Below are 18,434 nucleotides of genomic sequence, written 5' to 3'. Positions count from 1 at the left end.
GAATCATGAAAAAAATATATCCTTTTTTAATCCTTATTTTCCTAACTGGAATTATGCAAGCACAAGATCGTCCACAACCCAAACCAGGAAATGCCCCAGTAGTCAACATCAAAAAACCGCAGACCTTTGTTTTAGCAAACGGAATGAAAGTTTTAGTTGTTGAAAACCACAAATTACCTAGAGTGAGCTATACACTTACTTTAGATAATGCGCCGTTTACTGAAGGCAACAAAAAAGGGGTTGACGAATTGACCAGCAGCTTAATTGGAAATGGAACTAAAAAAACAACCAAAGAAGCTTTTAACGAAGAAATTGATTTTTACGGAGCTAATATCAACTTTACTTCTCAAGGCGCCTATGCAAGTTCATTGTCAAAGTATTCTGGCCGCGTTTTAGAACTTTTAGCAGAAGGCGCTTTACAACCCAATTTCACTCAAACTGAATTTGATAAAGAAAAAGCAAAACTTTTGGAAGGCCTTAAAGCTGACGAAAAAAGCGTTCCTGCCATTTCAAACCGAGTGGTTGATGTTTTGGCTTTTGGAAAAAATCATCCGGTAGGAGAATATCTTTCTGAAGAGACTGTAAAAAACGTAACTCTTGCAGATGTTCAAAATAATTACAATACTTATTTCGTTCCAGAAAATGCTTATTTAGTTATTATTGGTGACGTCAAATTTAAAGAAGCAAAAACTGCTGTTGAGAAATTATTCAATGGATGGAAAAAGCAGACTGCACCAAAAAACACTTACCCAACTCCAGTAAACGTTTCGGGCTTACAAATCGATTTTGTTGATGTTCCAAATGCGGTTCAATCTGAAATTTCATTAGTAAATACGGTAAATTTAAGAATGAACGATCCAGATTTTTTCCCTGCTGTTATTGCCAATCAAATTCTTGGAGGCGATTTCAACAGCTACCTAAACATGAATTTACGCGAACAGCACGCTTGGACTTATGGAGCAAGTTCTAGCATTGGAAGCGGGAAATATGTCACTAAATTTAAGGCCTCATCTGCCGTTAGAAATACAGTAACAGATAGCGCTGTTGTTCAATTCGTTAAAGAAATCAAACGAATCAGAACAGAAAGAGTTGATCCAGAAGTTTTAAGAAATGTAAAAGCAGGTTATATTGGAAGATTTGTAATGCAAGTTGAAAAACCACAAGCTGTTGCGCGTTACGCTTTGAACATTGAAACAGAAAAACTTCCTGCAGATTTCTACGAAAAATACATTCAGACTATCAACAATGTTACTGCCGATGATATTTATCGTGTGGCCAACAAGTATTTCTTGTTAGACAATATGCGTATCGTAATAGTGGGTAAAGGATCTGACGTACTTCCTGGTTTAGAAAAATTACAAATTCCGATTCACTATTTCGACAAATACGGAAACCCAGTTGAAAAACCCGCTACAAAAAAAGAGGCGCCTAAAGATATTAGTGCAAAAACGGTTTTTGAAAACTATATTAATGCAATTGGCGGAGAAAAAGCTGTTGCCGCAGTAAAAACATTATACATGAATGGCACAACAACGGTTCCGCAGGCTCCTAATCCATTAACTTTTATTTCTAAATTAGATTCAAAAGGAAAAATGATGGTTTCGCTTTCTATGGGAACTATGAATTTAATGAAACAGGTGGTTAACGAAAAAGGTGCTTACGTTGAACAGCAAGGCCAAAGAAAAAACCTTGAAGGTGAAGATTTAGCCGAAATGAAAGCTAATGCCGCTCCTTTTGAAGAATTACAACTTGTAAAAAGAACAGACCTTAAAGTAGAAGGAATTGAACCAATTAACGGGAATGATGCTTACGTAATAAAAGATGGTAAAACAAAGTATTATTACGACGTTAAATCTGGATTAAAAACAGCTGAATCTAAAGTTCGCGACCAAGGCGGCAAATCAGTTGAACAAATCACTAATTTCAATGATTATAAAGAAGTAAAAGGCGTTAAAGTTCCTTTTAACTTAGTTCAGAATGTTGGTTTTGAATTGGATATTAAAATGTCTGATATTAAAATCAACGAAGGGGTTTCTGAGAAAGATTTTTTATAGAAGGCTCAAAGGGACAAAGGTTCTGAGACACTAAGCTTCTAAGTTACTAAGATTTTAAGGCTTTGTCAAAGTTTGAAACTTTGACAAAGCTTTTTCTATTTACTAAGTTTAGTTAGGCTCAATGATTTGGTACTATCAAGGAAAAAGCCTCTCTTTGTCAGGCTGAGCGGAGTCGAAGCCCCGTTCCAATTGGTACGCCCTCCGACTCCGCTCAGGGAGACATTCGCATCAAATTACATTTTACCTTTTACAAGCAACATTTTACATTAAAAAAACTACTTCTTAGCCGACAAATAAACTCCAATCAAAATAATAAACGCCCCGACAGATTGAATTGGCGTCAGGAATTCATTATCTAACAATCCCCAGAAGAATGCTACAATCGGAATTAAATATGTCACAGATGTTGCAAAAACTGGCGACGACATCTGAATCAGTTTAAAGAAAAGAATGTTTGCTATTCCTGTTCCTAAAACACCTAAAATCGCTACAAAAAGTATAGAATGCTGCGTTTCTGCAAAATGTATTTTCTGACTGATATCGGTTGTGCTTAAAATTATTAATGCTGGCAAAAGCAAAACCGCAAAATTTCCTGTTGTAATACTTACAGAATTTAAATCGTGTAAATATTTTTTAATTAGATTTACGTTGATAGCATAACTAAGCGTTGCAATAACAACCAATAAAACATAGAGGTAATTTTGAGTTCCACTTGCAGAATCTCCGCTTAAAACCAAAAGCAAACAGCCTACAAGTCCAACAAAAACACCTAGAACCTGTCGCTTTTGAAACTGAATTCCAAATGCTATAATTCCTAAAATCAAAGTATTTAATGGCGTTAGCGAATTTAAAATCGCAACTATCGAACTATTAACCTGAGTTTCTGCAATAGCAAAAAGATAAGCCGGTATAAAAGTCCCGAAAAGCGAAGTTATGGCGACAAATTTCCATTGGCGGCGCGAAATCTTTTTCAGACTATTAAAACCCACAATCAATAAAAACAAAGCAGCAAAAATAATTCGGAACGATCCTACTTGAACAGCACTTAAGCCTATCAATCCTTTTTTTATCAGAATAAAAGAGCTTCCCCAGATAAGAGAAAGAATAGTCAAGTAAATCCACTTTAACTGTTTTGTTTCCATAAATTGTTATTTACTGCAAATTTGTAATTATTTTACGAACTAAGCATTCTCTTTTTATTAATTTTGCAAGAATCTTATTCGCAATTTTTAAATTTATATATAATGAAAATTTCAAAAATCTTATTCGCTGCAGCAATCGCTGGTTTAGTATTTGTTGGATGCAAAAAAGCAGAAGACAAAAGTCTTGAAGTTGTAAATGCAGAAAAAAGTGCTCCAAAAGAACACAAACCAATCGCTGCTGAAAATCTTCAAAAAGCAAGCTTTACAATTGACGGAATGACTTGTGCTATGGGATGCGCAAAAACAATAGAAGAAGAATTAGCAAATCTTGACGGAGTTGAAAAAGCAACTGTAGACTTTGACAAAAAAACTGCAACAGTAAGTTTTGACAAAACGATCCAAAACTCAGAATCTTTAACAAAAGTGGTTCAAGAAACTGGAGACGGAAAAACATATAAAGTTTCGAATTTTAAATCTTAATTCGAAATTAACAAATTCAAAAGGCACTCAATTGAGTGCTTTTTTTTGTAAAAAAAAAACATTCCGTAGGAATGTCTGGTTGGTAGAATTAAATTTGAATTATGATTATACGTTCCGTAGGAACGTTTGATAAACACATTCGATTTTTCTAAAAATCAGGTGTCCCTACAGGACACGATGCAGCACAACATTATCTTTTTTCTACCGACGAGATATTCCTACGGAATATTACATATAGTTATAGATATAACTAATAAAAAACAATCTTTTGGTAAACGTAAAAAAAAGGATCCAAATCGGATCCTTTTTTTATTTCCATTTCAATGTTTCCATCAAACGTTGCATATCGTTTTTAACGTAACTCGCGGCAGGCATAATCGAATCAAAATTTGGTTTTGCATAAAAATACACAGAACCTATTAAAAAGTGTTTTGTACTGTCTGTAACGTAAAACTGAGAGTTTGTCGCTGCGTTTCCATCCACTTGATAAAACATTCCGTAGACCTTTTTCTGCGGATTTAAATACGGCTGTTCTAAAATATCATCGGCCTTAATGACGTGCTCGTAAGTCAGTTTTTGTGCATCACGCAATAACTTATCAATATTTCCATTTACTGGCTTATATGTCAAATAAATGGTTGCTTTCATCTTTGGATAGGTAATTGCAAATCCGCATTCTTTCTCTCCTTTGATGATTGCATCTTCATTCATTTCGAAAGCAAACGGACAATTGTTTTCAAAATTCACATATTTTGCTTCCGGATAATCTAGTCGCAGGTAACTTGCTGGCTTTGGCAAAACATCATTTTTACAGCTTATAACCGTTAAAGCAAGCAAAATTGCTGTTATTGAAAGTATTTTATTAAACATTTTTATTTATTGTTACTTTTATTTGTTTTACACGCTTTTTATCAACTGTTTCTACGGTGAAAATACAGTTTTCAAAAGGCACTTTTTGATCTTTTTTCGGGAAATTACCCAAAATCTCCAGAATGAATCCCGCCAATGTTTCGGCTTCCCCTTTGTGAGATTCAAAAGCATCTTCGTCGATATCTACAATTCGGTAGAAATCTTTCAGGTTTATTTTTCCTTCAAAAAGAAAATTATTTTCATCTATTTGTGAGAAATTCAGATTTTCATCATCAAACTCATCACTAATATCTCCAACAATTTCTTCAATAACGTCTTCTAAAGAAACCAATCCAGAAGTTCCGCCATATTCATCAACTACGATTGCTAAGTGGCTTTTTAAGCTTTGAAAATCCTTCAATAGATTATCCAATTTTTTATTCTCAGGAACAAAGAACGCTTCTCTGATCAAAGAAGTCCAATCAAATTCTTCTTTATCAATATGAGGCAATAAATCTTTTACGAAAAGCACGCCTTCAATCTGATCAATATTATCTCGATAAACTGGAATTCTCGAAAAACCTGTTTCTATTATTTTAGGATAAATCTCCGCAAATGTTTCTGATATTTCCAATGCAAAAATATCAATTCTCGGGCTCATTACCTGTTTTGTATCTGTATTTCCAAAAGAAACAATTCCTTCCAGAATTTTCTGTTCTTCTGTAGATGTTCCTTCCGAATCTGTAAGTTCCAATGCCTGAGAAAGTTGATTGACAGAAAAATTACTTTTTTGCTTTCCTAATTTATTTTGAAAATATATAGTAACGGCACGCATTGGCAAGCTAATTGGAGAAAGCACTTTGTCTAAAAATGCCAGCGGATACGCAACTCGCTTAGCAAAACGAATACTATTTCTGCTTGCGTAAACTTTAGGAAGAACTTCGCCAAATAATAAAATTAAAAAAGTAACTAAAATTACCTCTAGAGTAAATTTAAAGGCTGGCGAACTTATATTGGCAAAAATATTTTGCCCTATATAAGCAAACAGGATTACTACACCAATATTAAAAAAGTTATTCGCGACCAATAAAGTTGCCAAAAGCTTTTTGGGCTTTTCTAATAGATTCGAAATAATTTTACCTTTTGCCGGACTATCATTTAAAGAATCATCGATGTCTTGCTGCGATAAAGAAAAAAGAGCTACTTCGGCACCAGAAACTATTGCTGAAAGAAATAATAAAATAAAAATTCCGACGAAACCAATAATTAAATTGGCGTCAAGATTTGTAGAAAAAAGTAAACTGGGCTCCGGGTCCAAATTGCATAAAATTAGTTAAACATCACTTAGAAGGGCAGATCGTTAATTGGAAGCCCTTCAGGAGCATCAAAGTTAGTGTTTTTTGCCGACTCTGTATCCTGGTTTTGTTTAGTATACGCAGTTTCTTTTTTAGTTGTCAGGAAAGTAAACTCCGTTACCTGAATTTCGGTCGTATATTTTGTCGTTCCATCCTCTGTTTGCCACTGGCGAGATTTTATTCTTCCTTCGACATAAATTTTGTCTCCTTTAGAAAGATATTTTTCGCAAATCTCTGCGGCTTTATTACGCACAACCAAATTATGCCATTCTGTAGAGGTTATTTTTTCATTAGTCGTTTTATTGATATATACCTCATTGGTAGCCAGCTGAAAACGTCCGATGCAGTTTCCTCCATCAAAATAATGCATCTTTACATCATCGCCTAAATGGCCAATAAGCATCACTTTATTTAATGTTCCGTTCATAGTTTTGGTGGTATTTCTCCCAAAGATACATTTTTTTAGCAATTTATTTCTTGCTTTTCTATAAAATTATACAACACAATAGGAAAAGGAAAAGTTTTCAATTTTTGAGCATCTACTCCGTTTTCAACTTCCTCTTTCACTTTAATTTTCCAAAATTGAATATGTAAATGTTGGTGCGAAAGCTTGTGTATAAGGGTCGATTCGCTGCAATCTTCTATACTTATAATAGTATACTTTGTAAAAATTTCATTTTTTACTGTTTGAGAAATCTCTTCAAAATCAACAATTGATTGCGTTTCCAATAACGGAAACTCATATAAATTATGCCAAATTCCTTTTGCAGTTCTTTTTTGAATTAATGTATTTCCTAAAGCATCTTCTACAATCAAATAATTAAAGTAACGATTGGTTACTTTAATCTTTTTTGACTTAACAGGAAGCATATTTACTTTTCCTTTTTGCAAAGCAGCACAGCTTTCGTTAAAAACACAAATCGCACAATTAGGACTTTTAGGGACACATTGCAGCGCACCAAACTCCATTATGGCCTGATTAAATATCGCTGGATTATCTTTAGGCATTAATTGCTGTGCCAAAGCAGCAAACTCTTTTTTGGTTGCTGGAAGCGCAATATCAGATTCAATGTCAAAATAACGAGCCAATACCCTAAATACATTTCCATCTACAACGGGAACCGCTTCATTATAAGAAAAAGAAGCGATTGCAGCGGCTGTATATTCGCCAACACCTTTAAGTTTTAAAAGCTCTTTATAAGAATCAGGAAAAACTCCATTTAAATCATTAGATATATATTGAGCCGTTTTATGAAGATTACGAGCTCGAGAATAATACCCCAGACCTTGCCAAAGTTTCAAAACTTTCTCTTCTGAAGCATCTGCTAAATGTTTTACGGTAGGAAATTCCTGAGTAAATAAAAAAAAATAAGGCATTCCTTGCGCAACTCGCGTCTGCTGAAGCATGATTTCTGAGAGCCAAATCTGGTACGGATCGACCGTTTTTCGCCACGGTAAATCACGCTGGTGCTGTAAATACCATTTTATCAATATGTTATGAAAATCCATTACAAAATACTTAGATTACAAAAGTAAATGTTTATGTAATTAAAATTTAACGAATTAGCTTGATTAATTATTTTTTTAATTCCTATATTTGCAAACTCAAAAAAATAGTACACCATTTATAAAATAAAATAGGAAAGAAAATGACGAAAGCAGATATCGTAGCGAAGATTTCAGAGAAGCTAGGTCTTGAAAAAGGAGACGTTCAAGCAACAGTAGAAACTTTTATGGAAGAAGTTAAAACTTCTTTAGAGACTGGAGACAATGTATACCTTAGAGGTTTTGGTAGTTTTATCGTTAAAACTAGAGCTGAAAAAACTGGAAGAAACATTTCTAAAAACACTACTATTAAAATTCCAGCACACAACATTCCTGCTTTCAAACCTGCAAAAGTTTTTGTAGAAGGAGTTAAAACCAACAACGAAGCAAAATAATATTAATTAACATAAATCTGACACAATATGCCAAGTGGTAAAAAAAGAAAGAGACATAAGGTAGCTACTCACAAACGTAAAAAAAGAGCGAGAGCTAACCGCCACAAAAAGAAAAAGTAGTTTTAAACTACTTTTTTCTTTTTAAACGTTCATTGAAATTGAAAATTAGTATTCAGTCATCAGTTTTTAGTCTTCAGTCTACTGATTACTTAGAACTACAAACTGCAAGCTGATTTTCCCCGGGTTCAATACCTGTTAAAATATTGTTTAATCCATCTGTAGATAAGATTTTAGATTTAAGATTTAAGATTTTAGATTTTTATTAATCTATACTCTTCTCTCTTTTTCTATTTTCTGAAAAAACAGATAAAAATTTACAGTGTGAATAAAGAATTAATCATTAGATCTAGTTCTGAAGCAGTAGATTTTGCCTTATTAAAAGATGGAAAACTAATTGAATTACACAAAGAAGAAGAAAAAAGCAACTTTCAGGTTGGTGATATTTTTATTGCCAAAATCAGAAAACCAGTTGCTGGACTTAACGCCGCTTTTGTAAATGTAGGCTTCGAAAAAGATGCCTTTTTACATTATCACGATTTGGGTCCAAATCTAGCTTCTCAGCTGAAATTCATAAAACTTGTAAGCGCAGGTAAATTAAAAGATTTCTCCCTAAAAACCTTTCAGTTTGAAAAAGAGATTGACAAAGATGGCATCATTACTGATATTTTAAGTGCCAATCAATCTGTCTTAGTTCAAGTAGTTAAAGAACCTATATCAACCAAAGGCCCAAGAATAAGTGCTGAGCTTTCTCTTGCCGGAAGATTTATTGTTCTAGTTCCTTTCTCTGACCGTGTTTCTATTTCTCAAAAAATAGAGGACAAAAAAGAAAAGGATCGTCTAAAAAAACTTGTTCTATCGATCAAACCTAAAGGATTTGGTGTTATTGTTCGTACAGTAGCCGAAGGCAAAAACGTAGCCGAATTAGAAAAAGATTTGCAGAACCTGCTTGGCAGATGGTCTGCAATGTGTAAAAAATTACCAACTGCTCATCATCCATCAAAAGTATTAGGAGAGCTTAATAGAGCTTCTTCGATATTAAGAGATGTATTTAATGATACCTTCAGTGGTATTCAAATAGATGATGAAGAGTTGTACCATCAAACGAAGGAATATTTGCAAGAAATTGCGCCTTCAAAACAATCGATTGTTAAGTTTTATCAATCAAATGACACTCCCATTTTTGAGAAATACAATATAGAGAGACAAATCAAAACTTCTTTTGGACGAACTGTTTCCATGAGCAAAGGTGCGTATCTTATTATAGAACACACTGAAGCGTTACACGTTATAGACGTAAACAGCGGAAACCGTTCTAATAAAGCGACCAACCAAGAAGACACAGCCATGGAAGTGAATATGATTGCCGCAGCAGAAATCGCACGACAACTTCGTTTGCGTGATATGGGCGGAATAATCGTAGTTGATTTTATCGATATGTCTAATCCAGAAAACAGGAAAGTTTTGTTCGACTTCTTGCGAGAAGAAATGAGCGACGATAAAGCAAAACATAAAATATTACCGCCGAGTAAGTTTGGTTTGGTCCAAATTACAAGACAGCGCGTAAGACCAGAAGTGAATATCAAAACCAGAGAGGAAGATCCTAACAAACATAATGGTGAAATTGAAGCTCCAATTTTAATCATTGATAAGATCACCGCTGATTTAGAAAGACTTTTAAAAACCCACAACAAGGTTGTACTAAACACACACCCGTTTGTGGCTGCATACCTCAGTAAAGGTTTTCCATCATTACGTTCAAAATGGTTTTTTGAACATAAGAAATGGGTGAAAATCATACCTCGTGACGCTTACACGTACTTAGAATACCATTTCTACGATAAAAAAGGAAATGTTATTTCAGAATAAAACAAAACCGCCTTTCGGGAGATTGGCGGTTTTTTTGTGGCTTTTTTTATTTAGAAGCAATTTTCCAGCTATCCGCTTGTATCTTTTCCTGGCTAAAGAAGCCAGAAAAAGGATACCGCTCCTATCTGGGCTAGGCAATCATTTTCATAAGATCATTATATAATAAAAAGTCGTTTTAAGCACGATTGTCACCCTGAGCGAAGTCGACGGGCGCTCCAATTGGCACGTGGGCTTCGACTTCACTCAGCCTGACATGCTTTATCTTTAGAAAGAAGTTTTTTAGGAATTTAGACCCGAGCGAAAAGTAATTTCAAAATTGGAATTTTCTCTTAATTTTTATTCTCTAACAATTTCAATTCTTCGTCTAATTTCATTCCCAGAAGCATCTACAACCGTAATGTAATGCGTTCCTGTTGTAGGCGTAATAGGCAATTCATGAAAGGTTTTGGTTGTAGCTTTATAAACATCATCAACATACCAGAATAATTCCTTATCTCTTTCAGAATATGCCACTTTCAAAATTACGGGCTGTACGTTGCTGTTAAAATCTTTCGTTAAATAGATTTTACTGTTTGCTTTTGGATAGATAAAATCCATTGTAGTCGTTTGCGTTCCTTCGCATCCTTCTTTGAATGGTGGTAACGGCAAATATTCAATATGCTGGCTTTTATAATACCAAGCCATAACAGGAGGCAGTACAAACCAGTTTTTAGTCACAATATTATCGATACTCTCACAGCTGCTATTAGCTTGAAATTGCTCTGTTTTATCTAAATGAATTGCTCTGTGATACGGACAAACTTTAGTCGATTTACCTTTTTTAGTAACCCATTGTTTGATTTTGGGGCAGTTGTCTTTTGCCAAATAACCGCTTAAACGGCAAACCTCAACTTCGGCTAAATCATTATACGGCGTATCAAACCACCGTTGTCTTGGCAATAAATTAAAAACATCAAATAAAATTGGCGCAGCGCTGGTAACTCCAGTTAACGTTGGCCTTCCTTCTCCTGTTGCATTTCCTACCCATATTCCAACTACATATCTTGAATTGGTTCCAATAGCCCACGCATCACGATTCCCGAAACTAGTTCCCGTTTTCCATGCAATTTTAAGCGAACTGTCATAAAATTTCCAAGCTTCATCTCCTTCTGGCCTATTAACCTCTTCCATCGCATTATACGTTAACCAAATTGATCCCGCACCCAAAATATTCTTCTGGTCAGTTTCTGAGCCAAAATCGGGCTTAAAATCATTTTTATAATTGAGTTCGGTAAATTCGTTAGTCCGATACTTACTCTTATTTTTAGTGTAATAATTAACCGTAGACGAAAGATTTGCATACGTGCGACATAAATCCCATAAATTACTTTCGGCACCACCTAAAATAAGCGACAAACCGTAATGATCGGGGGTTTTATTTATGTTCTTTAATTTAAATTTTTGAAGCTCTTCATAAAACTTGTTTACAGTAAATTCCTGAAGCATTAAAACCGCAGGAATATTCAGCGAACGTGACAAGGCACGATGAGCAGGCACAGCTCCGTCAAAAGTTAGATTGAAATTTTGAGGTGTATATCCAGAAATCTGCGTTGGAATATCAGCTACTAAAGTATTCGGCAACAATTCGCCATCATCCAACATTGCTCCATACAAAAGTGGTTTTAAGATACTTCCTGTACTTCTTGGCGCATCGATAATATCAACATCTTTTTGATGATCTGCATCTGCTGGAGAATTTCCAACATAACTCATTACATTTCTACTCTGAACATCAATAACCAAAATCGCCAGATTATGAACCTCATTCTGTTTGTACTGGTTGTAATAATATCTTGCAATTTGATTGACACGATTTTGCAACGCATAATCAATTGTAGTTTTTACTCTTGTTCCTTCTTCATTTTTTGCCACTCTCTGTAATAAATGAGGTGCAATTTGAGGCAGATCATACGGTTTTTGAGGCAATGGTTCTTCTATTGAAAGTTCGTACGTCTGTTTGTCGATTATGCCCTCCTGATGCAGTTTTAATAAAAGTCGGTTTCGTTTGTTGCGTAATTTTATCTGATTTTTTCCGGGATAAATTAAACTTGGCGCATTGGGCAAAACAGCCAAAACTGCATTTTCCGCCCATGATAATTGATTGGACTGCACACCAAAATAACGCCACGAAGCCATTTCTAATCCCACAACATTTCCTCCAAAAGGCGCGTGTGCAGCGTACATTTCGAGAATTTCATTCTTAGAATAACCTAATTCTAATCTTGTAGCGAGAATAATTTCTATTAGTTTTTCAAAATAGGTTCTGTTTTTTCCTTTTCTTGATAATCGAATAACTTGTTGTGTTAATGTACTTCCACCTCGAACAACCTTACCTGCTTTTCTATTTTGCTTAAAAGCATTTATCATCGCACCGGGATTGAAACCAGGATGTTTATAGAAGTATTCATCTTCAAAATAAACGATACACTTTTTGAATTTATCCGGAACACTGTCCTGCGCCGGAAAACGCCATTGTCCGTCGCGCGCAATTTTAGCCCCAAGAAGTTCTCCTTCTTTGCTTTCTATTACTGTTGAATACGGTTCTTTGAATAAAGTTCTAGGTATCGAAAAATAGTAAATCAGCAAAAGCACAAATGCAATTGCTGATTTTATTTTATTCTTTTTAATCCAGTTTATGATGCGTTGGAAAAACGCTTTAATTTTATTTTTCAATGCTTATTTTTTTAACCGCAAAGACGCAAAGATTTACGCAAAGTTCGCAAAGTTTTTTTCTCGCAGATTCAGGAAATCTTATATTATCTGCTTGATCTGCAAAATCTGCGAGAAACTTTTTTGTTAAGTTCGCAAAGTTTTTGCCACAGATTAAAGGATTAAAAAAGATTTTTAAATCTGTGATAATCTGTGCAATCTGTGGCTAAAAAAATTTATTTCACAACCTCAACCCAGAATCCTTTTGTTCTGGCTAAGAATGTATTATCGTACATTGCTTCACATTGTAATCCTGGCAGATAATAGTTTCCTAAATACGATGCGTTTAACAGGATTCTAAAGACTTTGGTTTCTCTGGCTTTCATTCCGAAATAGAAATTAGTTCTGTCATCTCGAATATCAATATAATCTGCAATGTTGTTTACAGCATCTCCATAATCGGTAAAACGAGTATTTACAATTTCGAATCCAGAAGGCAGAATTTGAGATAATGCTACGTTTTGAACGCTTTCTCCTCTTTGGTTTTTAATCGTAACCTCGGCCACAAATTCAGTTCCCTGATTAATTCTTGAAACATTGATTACACTTCCTTTTCTGTTTTTGAAAACAATAGAAGCCGTAACATCGCTTTGAACTGCATTTTCTTGTCCGATTGGCAGAATTCCTGTGTTTAATACGCGAACATAAACGGTATTAGCTTTATTGTTTTTCAGCGTAATACTGTTTGAACCCGAAGCAACAGACAAACTGCGATCTGCAACCGATTTACCTGTATTTATACTCTCCCCTTTCCCATTTTTACTAAATTGGATATTGATTCCTTTTGGACCATTACTCACCGCAAATTTCGACATTGCATACAAACAATAAGCCGTTGTCTGCGTACTCATCCATTGATTGGCCGACATTTCTTTGGCTAATTTTGTCGCTGTAACAAATGCTTTTTGTTTTTGATCTAAAAGAAGCATCGTTTCAAGAGCCATTGCTCGGTTTCTTTCGCTTGAACCATAATAGTAATAGCTGTAGCCATCTGAATTTCCATCAATACTCGTTTTTAGGAACAAACTTTGGCCAGCCGATTTCTGACCTGCTAAAACATAAGCGGCTGCCAAACGAAGCATACTTTCATTCGAAATACCTTTGGTTTCTCTCAATCTGTTCATAGACGACAAATCGGCATTTCCTGCTAATGCTAAAGTGTATAAACGATATGCCTGAGCTAAATCATTTCCGTATTTAGGTTCAAAACGCCATTGTTTCGCTTCTTTCTGCTGATAGGAAAGCCATTTAGATTTGAAATTAATTGGCAGTACATATCCTTTTTTCTCTGCTTCGATCAAGAAATGTCCAGCATACGAAGTCCCCCAATCGTCTGCAATTGCATTTCCTTGCCAGTACGGCATTCCGCCATTTGATAATTGGAAATTACCCAACCTGGCAATTCCTGCTGCAATGTTTTTCTGAATCAAATCTTTACGTTTTGCATCTATATCGGCCACATCGCCCAAATACAATTGCGGGAAAACAGATGAAGTCGTCTGTTCTACACATCCATGCGGATACTGAATCAAGAATTGCAATCTTCCATTCAAATTCATTGATGGCATAGACGAAACTTCTAATCTGGCTTTATTACTTCCGGCAATTCCGAAAGTGTTCCATGAAATTGTCTTTGTGCTATTTGGCGTTAAAACAACATCTGTAAAAGTACTCGTAACCGGATTTGGATTCGTCATATCGATTTCAACATCATAAGTTGATTTCTCGGTTCCAGATGTCGCAATTACCTGAACTTTTGCAATTCCAGTTGCAGAACCGACTACCAAATTAAAATAGGCCATTTTTTCATCTGGCTGTGCAAAACTTAATTTTTGAACTGCGCTTCCCATTACTTTCAATCCGTTGCTTGTTTTTACCTGAATTGAAACATTTTTGATTTTATTTTCAGTTGCAAAAACCGTTACTGGTAATGTTACTTTTTCTGACGGCGAAATTTTTCTAGGCAACGAAGCCAATACCATCAACGGACTCTTAACTTGTGTTGCTTTTTCCACACTTCCGTAAGCGCTTGTATTTGCGTCACCTGCCACTACCATTGTTCGAACAGAACCAATATATTTTGGAAGCTTTAAATCATGCGATTTCGTTTCTCCTTTTCCTAATTTAAATGGTCCATAATATAACACTACAGGTTTAAAACGGTTGGCTTTTTTAGCTTTTCCACCACCTAAATCCTGGTCACCACCAATACTGAAAATCTGGTTTATTTTTCCGCCATAAGCGCCAATTACATCATCGTAAATATCCCATGTTTTTACTCCAAGTGCTTCACGCACATAGAAACTATCCCACGCATTTGGTGTTTTAAAACGAGTTAAATCCAAAAGACCTTCATCTACAACTGCGATTGTATAGGTCATTTCTTTACCTGATTTCTCTCCTACTTTAACCGTAAAAGGCTGTTCTGGTCTTAATACATCTGGCATAGTAAGAGTTGGTGCCAAAATGGTGTTTTTATCTACGACTTCGATTGGCACAATTCCGTACATACGAATTGGCGAATCGTTTTTGGTTGAAGCATGAGGCTGTAATAACGTGATATTGAAATATACATTTGGCGCCATAGCTCCTGTAATAGGAACTTCAACTTTTGTTTCTCCATTTTTAGTTTCGGCCCAAATAGTCTGCACCACTCTTGATCCGTTTTCTATTGAAATTAAAGCGCGTCCGCCTTCACTTGAAGGGAAAGAAATCTGTGCTTTTTCTCCAACTGCATAATTCTTTTTATCGGTAGAAAAAACTAACATATTGGCTGTTGAAGCATCTCTGTTTCGTGTTTTTCCAGACCAGATTGGCCAATCGATATTTACGGTTAAAGATGTTGCATGACCATCTTGCTGATCGGCAACACGAATCAAATAACGTCCCCATTCTTCATCTGTCAAGGCAAATTGGAAACTTCCTTTTCCGCTTGAATCAGTATTGATGACAAAGGTTTTGTATGAAGTTGTTGCATTTGAAGAATTATAATTTGATAAATTATCGCTTGATGAATCCCACCACCATCTCCAGTCTACTTTATAAACTCGTACTTCGAGATTACGAACCGATTTTGGTCTTCCGTTTTCGTCAACTGTTACCACATCAAAACGATTGTTTGTTCTCGTTTCAAGCATGCTGTACTTGTTCAGTTCAGGTGTTTTAACTCCAACGTAAGTTTTGTACGGAGAATAGGTCGTTGACATTACATCTGTACTAAAATCTCCTCCTTCTTCATACACTTTTGTAATGAATGAAGCACGAAGCATTCCCGGTGCCTGACCTTGCAATCTAGGCTGAATATTTACAGATGCTTTTCCGCTTTCGTTTAATTTTCCAGAGAAAATATTGATTTCTTCTGTACTGAATTGGCGTGCCAAATCATCAAAAGTATATTTTTCATAACCTTTAAAAGTGGTTGCCTGTTGAGAGAATTTCGCCTGCATTTCTACATTCAAATTCTTAGCAATTGCACCGTGAAGCCATGTTACTTCAAGATTGTCTGTGTTTGGATACGAAGCCGAAAGTGTTTTTCTGCTAAAAGCATTTTTGATTTTTAAACGATTCGGCTTGATGGTTTCAATCTTAATACTCTTATAGAATTTAGCGCCACCAACGCTAACCATTGCTTCCCAGTTTCCTGTTGGCGCATCTTGGTTTGTTGGCACTATAAAGGCGTAATGATTTAAATCGTTTGTTTTTTGAACAGTCTGATAAACCGTTTTACCATTCGGGTCGTTTAATCTGAATTTAATTGGATGCGATTTCGGAAGTTTATTCGCAGCATCATTCAAAATAAATGACAGATACAAATTATCTCCCGGACGCCAAACTCCTCTTTCTCCATAAATAAATCCTTTCAGTCCTTTTTGTAAAGTTTCACCTGCAACATCAAAATTACTAACAGACAATGAAAGTCCATCGTCTAACTTCACATAAGTCGACTGATCGCCTAAAGTAACAATGGCAAAATAGGCGAATTTATCCAATTGGAAAGATGCAATACCTTCGCTGCTTGTTGCCTCTGTTGCTATCTTTTGCTGTTGGAAATTATACAAATCCACTCTTGCATTTGAAACAGGTTCGGTCGTAACGATATTATTTACCGCAAATATGTATGATTTATTTTCTCCTCTTTTGGCAATAACTCCCAAATCTGAAGCTAAAATATTGGTTGCAATTCTGGCATTATAATAGTAAGAACCTGTACAAGGATCCTGGCTTTCTCTCCAATCATAATCATCATAATAGTAATAATCGTCGTAAGAGTTTCCGCTGTAGTTTACGTCGTTTTCATCAACTTCTTCTTCCTCGGTTTCATCGTCATTACCTTCTGATGTTTCACATTTGTAAAGCGAGTATTTCTTTTTATACACAAATTCAACTCTATAAATCGCTCCCGGTTCTGGTTTAATGATTTTAGATAAATCTAAGGCATACGTATTCCATTTCGCCAGATTTACGAGCGTACTTTCTTTTAAATTTAAAGTGGTTTTGGCAATTGGCTGTGCGACTTTTTTAAGATTTTGCCCGCCATTTAATTCATTGTATTGAAGGAATTGCAGAATGTTATTTTTATAAATCTTATACACTTTTACATCTACAGCGCTTAGATTTACGGCTTCGAAATTCAATTTTAAATTGTTTGAACTTGGCAGAATTGTTCCGTTTTTAATGAAACGAATGTTTGGTTTTATCTGATCAAAAGAAATTTTCTCGCTGTAATTGTTTTCCAGTTTTTTACCATATTGACTCTCGATTCCCTGAAAAACTTCCAATAATAGTTCCCCCGTAACAACTTGTTCTGGTTCTTCGTCTGGCACATATTCAACGGCATCTTCTACAACTGCGGCTGCTGAATCTACTGCTACTGCAGCTGAATCAACCACTACCGCAGCCGAATCTACTGCTATTGCAACTGGCTCCTGCACAGCTACTGCTACAGGCTCTTGTTTTTTAGAAGCATTTTGGTTTGTAAAATATACTTTAAGTAAATTTCCTTGGGTAGAAAATTTCAGATTATTGGTGTTTTGAATTGAAACCAATCCTGCAAAATCCTGACCTTTTTCTAAAGGCTCCGAGAAATTAATTAAAACCTGCTGATTGTTCCCGTCTGGAATTTCAACTTTTATAACTTTAAATTCGTTGATGCTCGTAATCGGGAAATCGATTTGCCCTTTTTGATCTATGTCAAAATCATTTCCGTCATAAATAATCTCTAAGTTTGAAGCTTCTGACTGGCGTTGAATACTGTCAATTATAAAACGAAATTCTTTAGCAGGACCAGCTACTTTCTCAAATTTAATTTTAAGATTATTCCCTTTATGTTTCGCTTCAACCAGCTTTTGAGCTGTTTCAAGATCAATATTATCTGCAGTTTTTAAAACGCAGTTTAAATATTGGTATTCTTTGCTGTATGATTGAATATCACCTGTATTGATGGTAAAATCTTGTTTAACCGTTTTAACTGTAAAGTTGAATTTTGACAGTTCCTTTTCTTTCTCTTTCGGAATGGCAGTCAGCTTATCTAAGTTTAAAGTAACCTGATATTCTGTTCCCATTTTGAGTTTTTTCTCTGGAATAAAAGCCAACGTATTTGTTGAAAGCGCTATGACTTTTCCATGAACACTCGGCGAAATATCAAACAAATCATCGTCTAATTCCTGATTTGGTTTCCAGTCGTTTTTATCGAAAGCCAAAACCACACGAATGTCAGAATCTGCAGAAACGATTCCGCCCGTAAAACTGGTAATGTAATCTTTAAATAGTGAAAAATCTGAATTGAAATCTGCTGCCGATTTGCGCCCGCAAGATTGAAAAATAAAAAACACAAAAGATACGAGAATTAGTCCTTTTACTTTCACCTTTAATTAGAGTTAATTGGTTAATAAACTAAGAATTTAATACAATTTACCGTCAAAAGTTGTAACAGCAAAAACG

At 35.3% G+C, this 18,434-nt stretch carries 11 protein-coding genes; 4 read left to right on the top strand and 7 right to left on the bottom strand.

The genetic code is table 11. The features are described from left to right. The first annotated feature begins 5 nt into the window (after positions 1–5). Positions 6–2,054 (top strand): insulinase family protein, encoded by a 2,049-nt coding sequence (locus ACFO3N_RS05545; protein ID WP_379795907.1) that lies wholly within the window; start codon positions 6–8, stop codon positions 2,052–2,054. 275 nt (positions 2,055–2,329) lie between these two features. Here ACFO3N_RS05545 and ACFO3N_RS05540 read toward each other — a convergent pair whose 3' ends face one another. After that, entirely contained in the window at positions 2,330–3,196 is an 867-nt protein-coding gene (locus ACFO3N_RS05540; RefSeq protein ID WP_095928029.1) for a DMT family transporter, read from the bottom strand. A 102-nt stretch (positions 3,197–3,298) separates the two neighbouring features. On the opposite strand from ACFO3N_RS05540, the gene ACFO3N_RS05535 reads away from it, so the two are divergent. Beyond that, positions 3,299–3,676, top strand: a complete 378-nt coding sequence (locus ACFO3N_RS05535; protein WP_379795905.1) for a heavy-metal-associated domain-containing protein — start codon at positions 3,299–3,301, stop codon at positions 3,674–3,676. A 309-nt stretch (positions 3,677–3,985) separates the two neighbouring features. Here ACFO3N_RS05535 and gldD read toward each other — a convergent pair whose 3' ends face one another. The 4 genes from gldD to mutY are packed head-to-tail and all read right to left on the bottom strand — an operon-like array spanning position 3,986 to position 7,389. After that, positions 3,986–4,546 (bottom strand): gliding motility lipoprotein GldD, encoded by a 561-nt coding sequence (gldD, locus tag ACFO3N_RS05530; RefSeq protein ID WP_320493377.1) that lies wholly within the window; start codon positions 4,544–4,546, stop codon positions 3,986–3,988. Continuing rightward, on the bottom strand, positions 4,539–5,843 hold the full coding sequence (locus ACFO3N_RS05525; protein WP_379795903.1) for a gliding motility-associated protein GldE: 1,305 nt from the start codon (positions 5,841–5,843) through the stop codon (positions 4,539–4,541). The genes gldD and ACFO3N_RS05525 overlap by 8 nt, the downstream gene beginning before the upstream one ends. Before the next feature lie 26 nt (positions 5,844–5,869). After that, on the bottom strand, positions 5,870–6,307 hold the full coding sequence (locus ACFO3N_RS05520) for a single-stranded DNA-binding protein (protein ID WP_095928033.1): 438 nt from the start codon (positions 6,305–6,307) through the stop codon (positions 5,870–5,872). A 35-nt stretch (positions 6,308–6,342) separates the two neighbouring features. Then, positions 6,343–7,389 carry an A/G-specific adenine glycosylase gene (gene mutY / locus ACFO3N_RS05515; RefSeq protein ID WP_379795901.1) on the bottom strand — a complete coding sequence of 349 codons (1,047 nt, stop codon included), beginning with the start codon at positions 7,387–7,389 and terminating at the stop codon, positions 6,343–6,345. A 140-nt stretch (positions 7,390–7,529) separates the two neighbouring features. Here mutY and ACFO3N_RS05510 point away from each other — a divergent pair, with 140 nt between their 5' ends. Both ACFO3N_RS05510 and ACFO3N_RS05505 read left to right on the top strand, forming a co-directional pair. Next, positions 7,530–7,820, top strand: coding sequence for an HU family DNA-binding protein (locus ACFO3N_RS05510; protein ID WP_007805026.1), 291 nt, complete (start codon positions 7,530–7,532; stop codon positions 7,818–7,820). 381 nt (positions 7,821–8,201) lie between these two features. Beyond that, positions 8,202–9,746: an Rne/Rng family ribonuclease gene (locus ACFO3N_RS05505; protein ID WP_248729267.1), complete on the top strand. Its 1,545-nt coding sequence runs from the start codon at positions 8,202–8,204 to the stop codon at positions 9,744–9,746. Between the two features lie 336 nt (positions 9,747–10,082). Here ACFO3N_RS05505 and pbpC read toward each other — a convergent pair whose 3' ends face one another. Next, positions 10,083–12,458 carry a penicillin-binding protein 1C gene (gene pbpC, locus ACFO3N_RS05500; protein ID WP_379795899.1) on the bottom strand — a complete coding sequence of 792 codons (2,376 nt, stop codon included), beginning with the start codon at positions 12,456–12,458 and terminating at the stop codon, positions 10,083–10,085. A gap of 212 nt (positions 12,459–12,670) precedes the next feature. Further along, entirely contained in the window at positions 12,671–18,358 is a 5,688-nt protein-coding gene (locus ACFO3N_RS05495; protein ID WP_379795897.1) for an alpha-2-macroglobulin family protein, read from the bottom strand. Positions 18,359–18,434 lie beyond the last annotated feature (76 nt).

The organism is Flavobacterium chungangensis, from assembly GCF_042654045.1.
In the GTDB taxonomy this organism is placed as follows: domain Bacteria; phylum Bacteroidota; class Bacteroidia; order Flavobacteriales; family Flavobacteriaceae; genus Flavobacterium; species Flavobacterium chungangensis.
The sequence above is the reverse complement of the archived record's forward strand: the minus strand, read 5'-3'. Positions and strand labels throughout refer to the sequence as shown.

Coding starts and splice junctions, on each gene's coding strand:
- mutY (WP_379795901.1), bottom strand. CDS start 7,389: ATGGATTTTCATAACATATTGATAAAATGGTATTTACAGCACCAGCGT.
- ACFO3N_RS05535 (WP_379795905.1), top strand. CDS start 3,299: ATGAAAATTTCAAAAATCTTATTCGCTGCAGCAATCGCTGGTTTAGTA.
- gldD (WP_320493377.1), bottom strand. CDS start 4,546: ATGTTTAATAAAATACTTTCAATAACAGCAATTTTGCTTGCTTTAACG.
- ACFO3N_RS05540 (WP_095928029.1), bottom strand. CDS start 3,196: ATGGAAACAAAACAGTTAAAGTGGATTTACTTGACTATTCTTTCTCTT.
- ACFO3N_RS05510 (WP_007805026.1), top strand. CDS start 7,530: ATGACGAAAGCAGATATCGTAGCGAAGATTTCAGAGAAGCTAGGTCTT.
- ACFO3N_RS05545 (WP_379795907.1), top strand. CDS start 6: ATGAAAAAAATATATCCTTTTTTAATCCTTATTTTCCTAACTGGAATT.
- ACFO3N_RS05520 (WP_095928033.1), bottom strand. CDS start 6,307: ATGAACGGAACATTAAATAAAGTGATGCTTATTGGCCATTTAGGCGAT.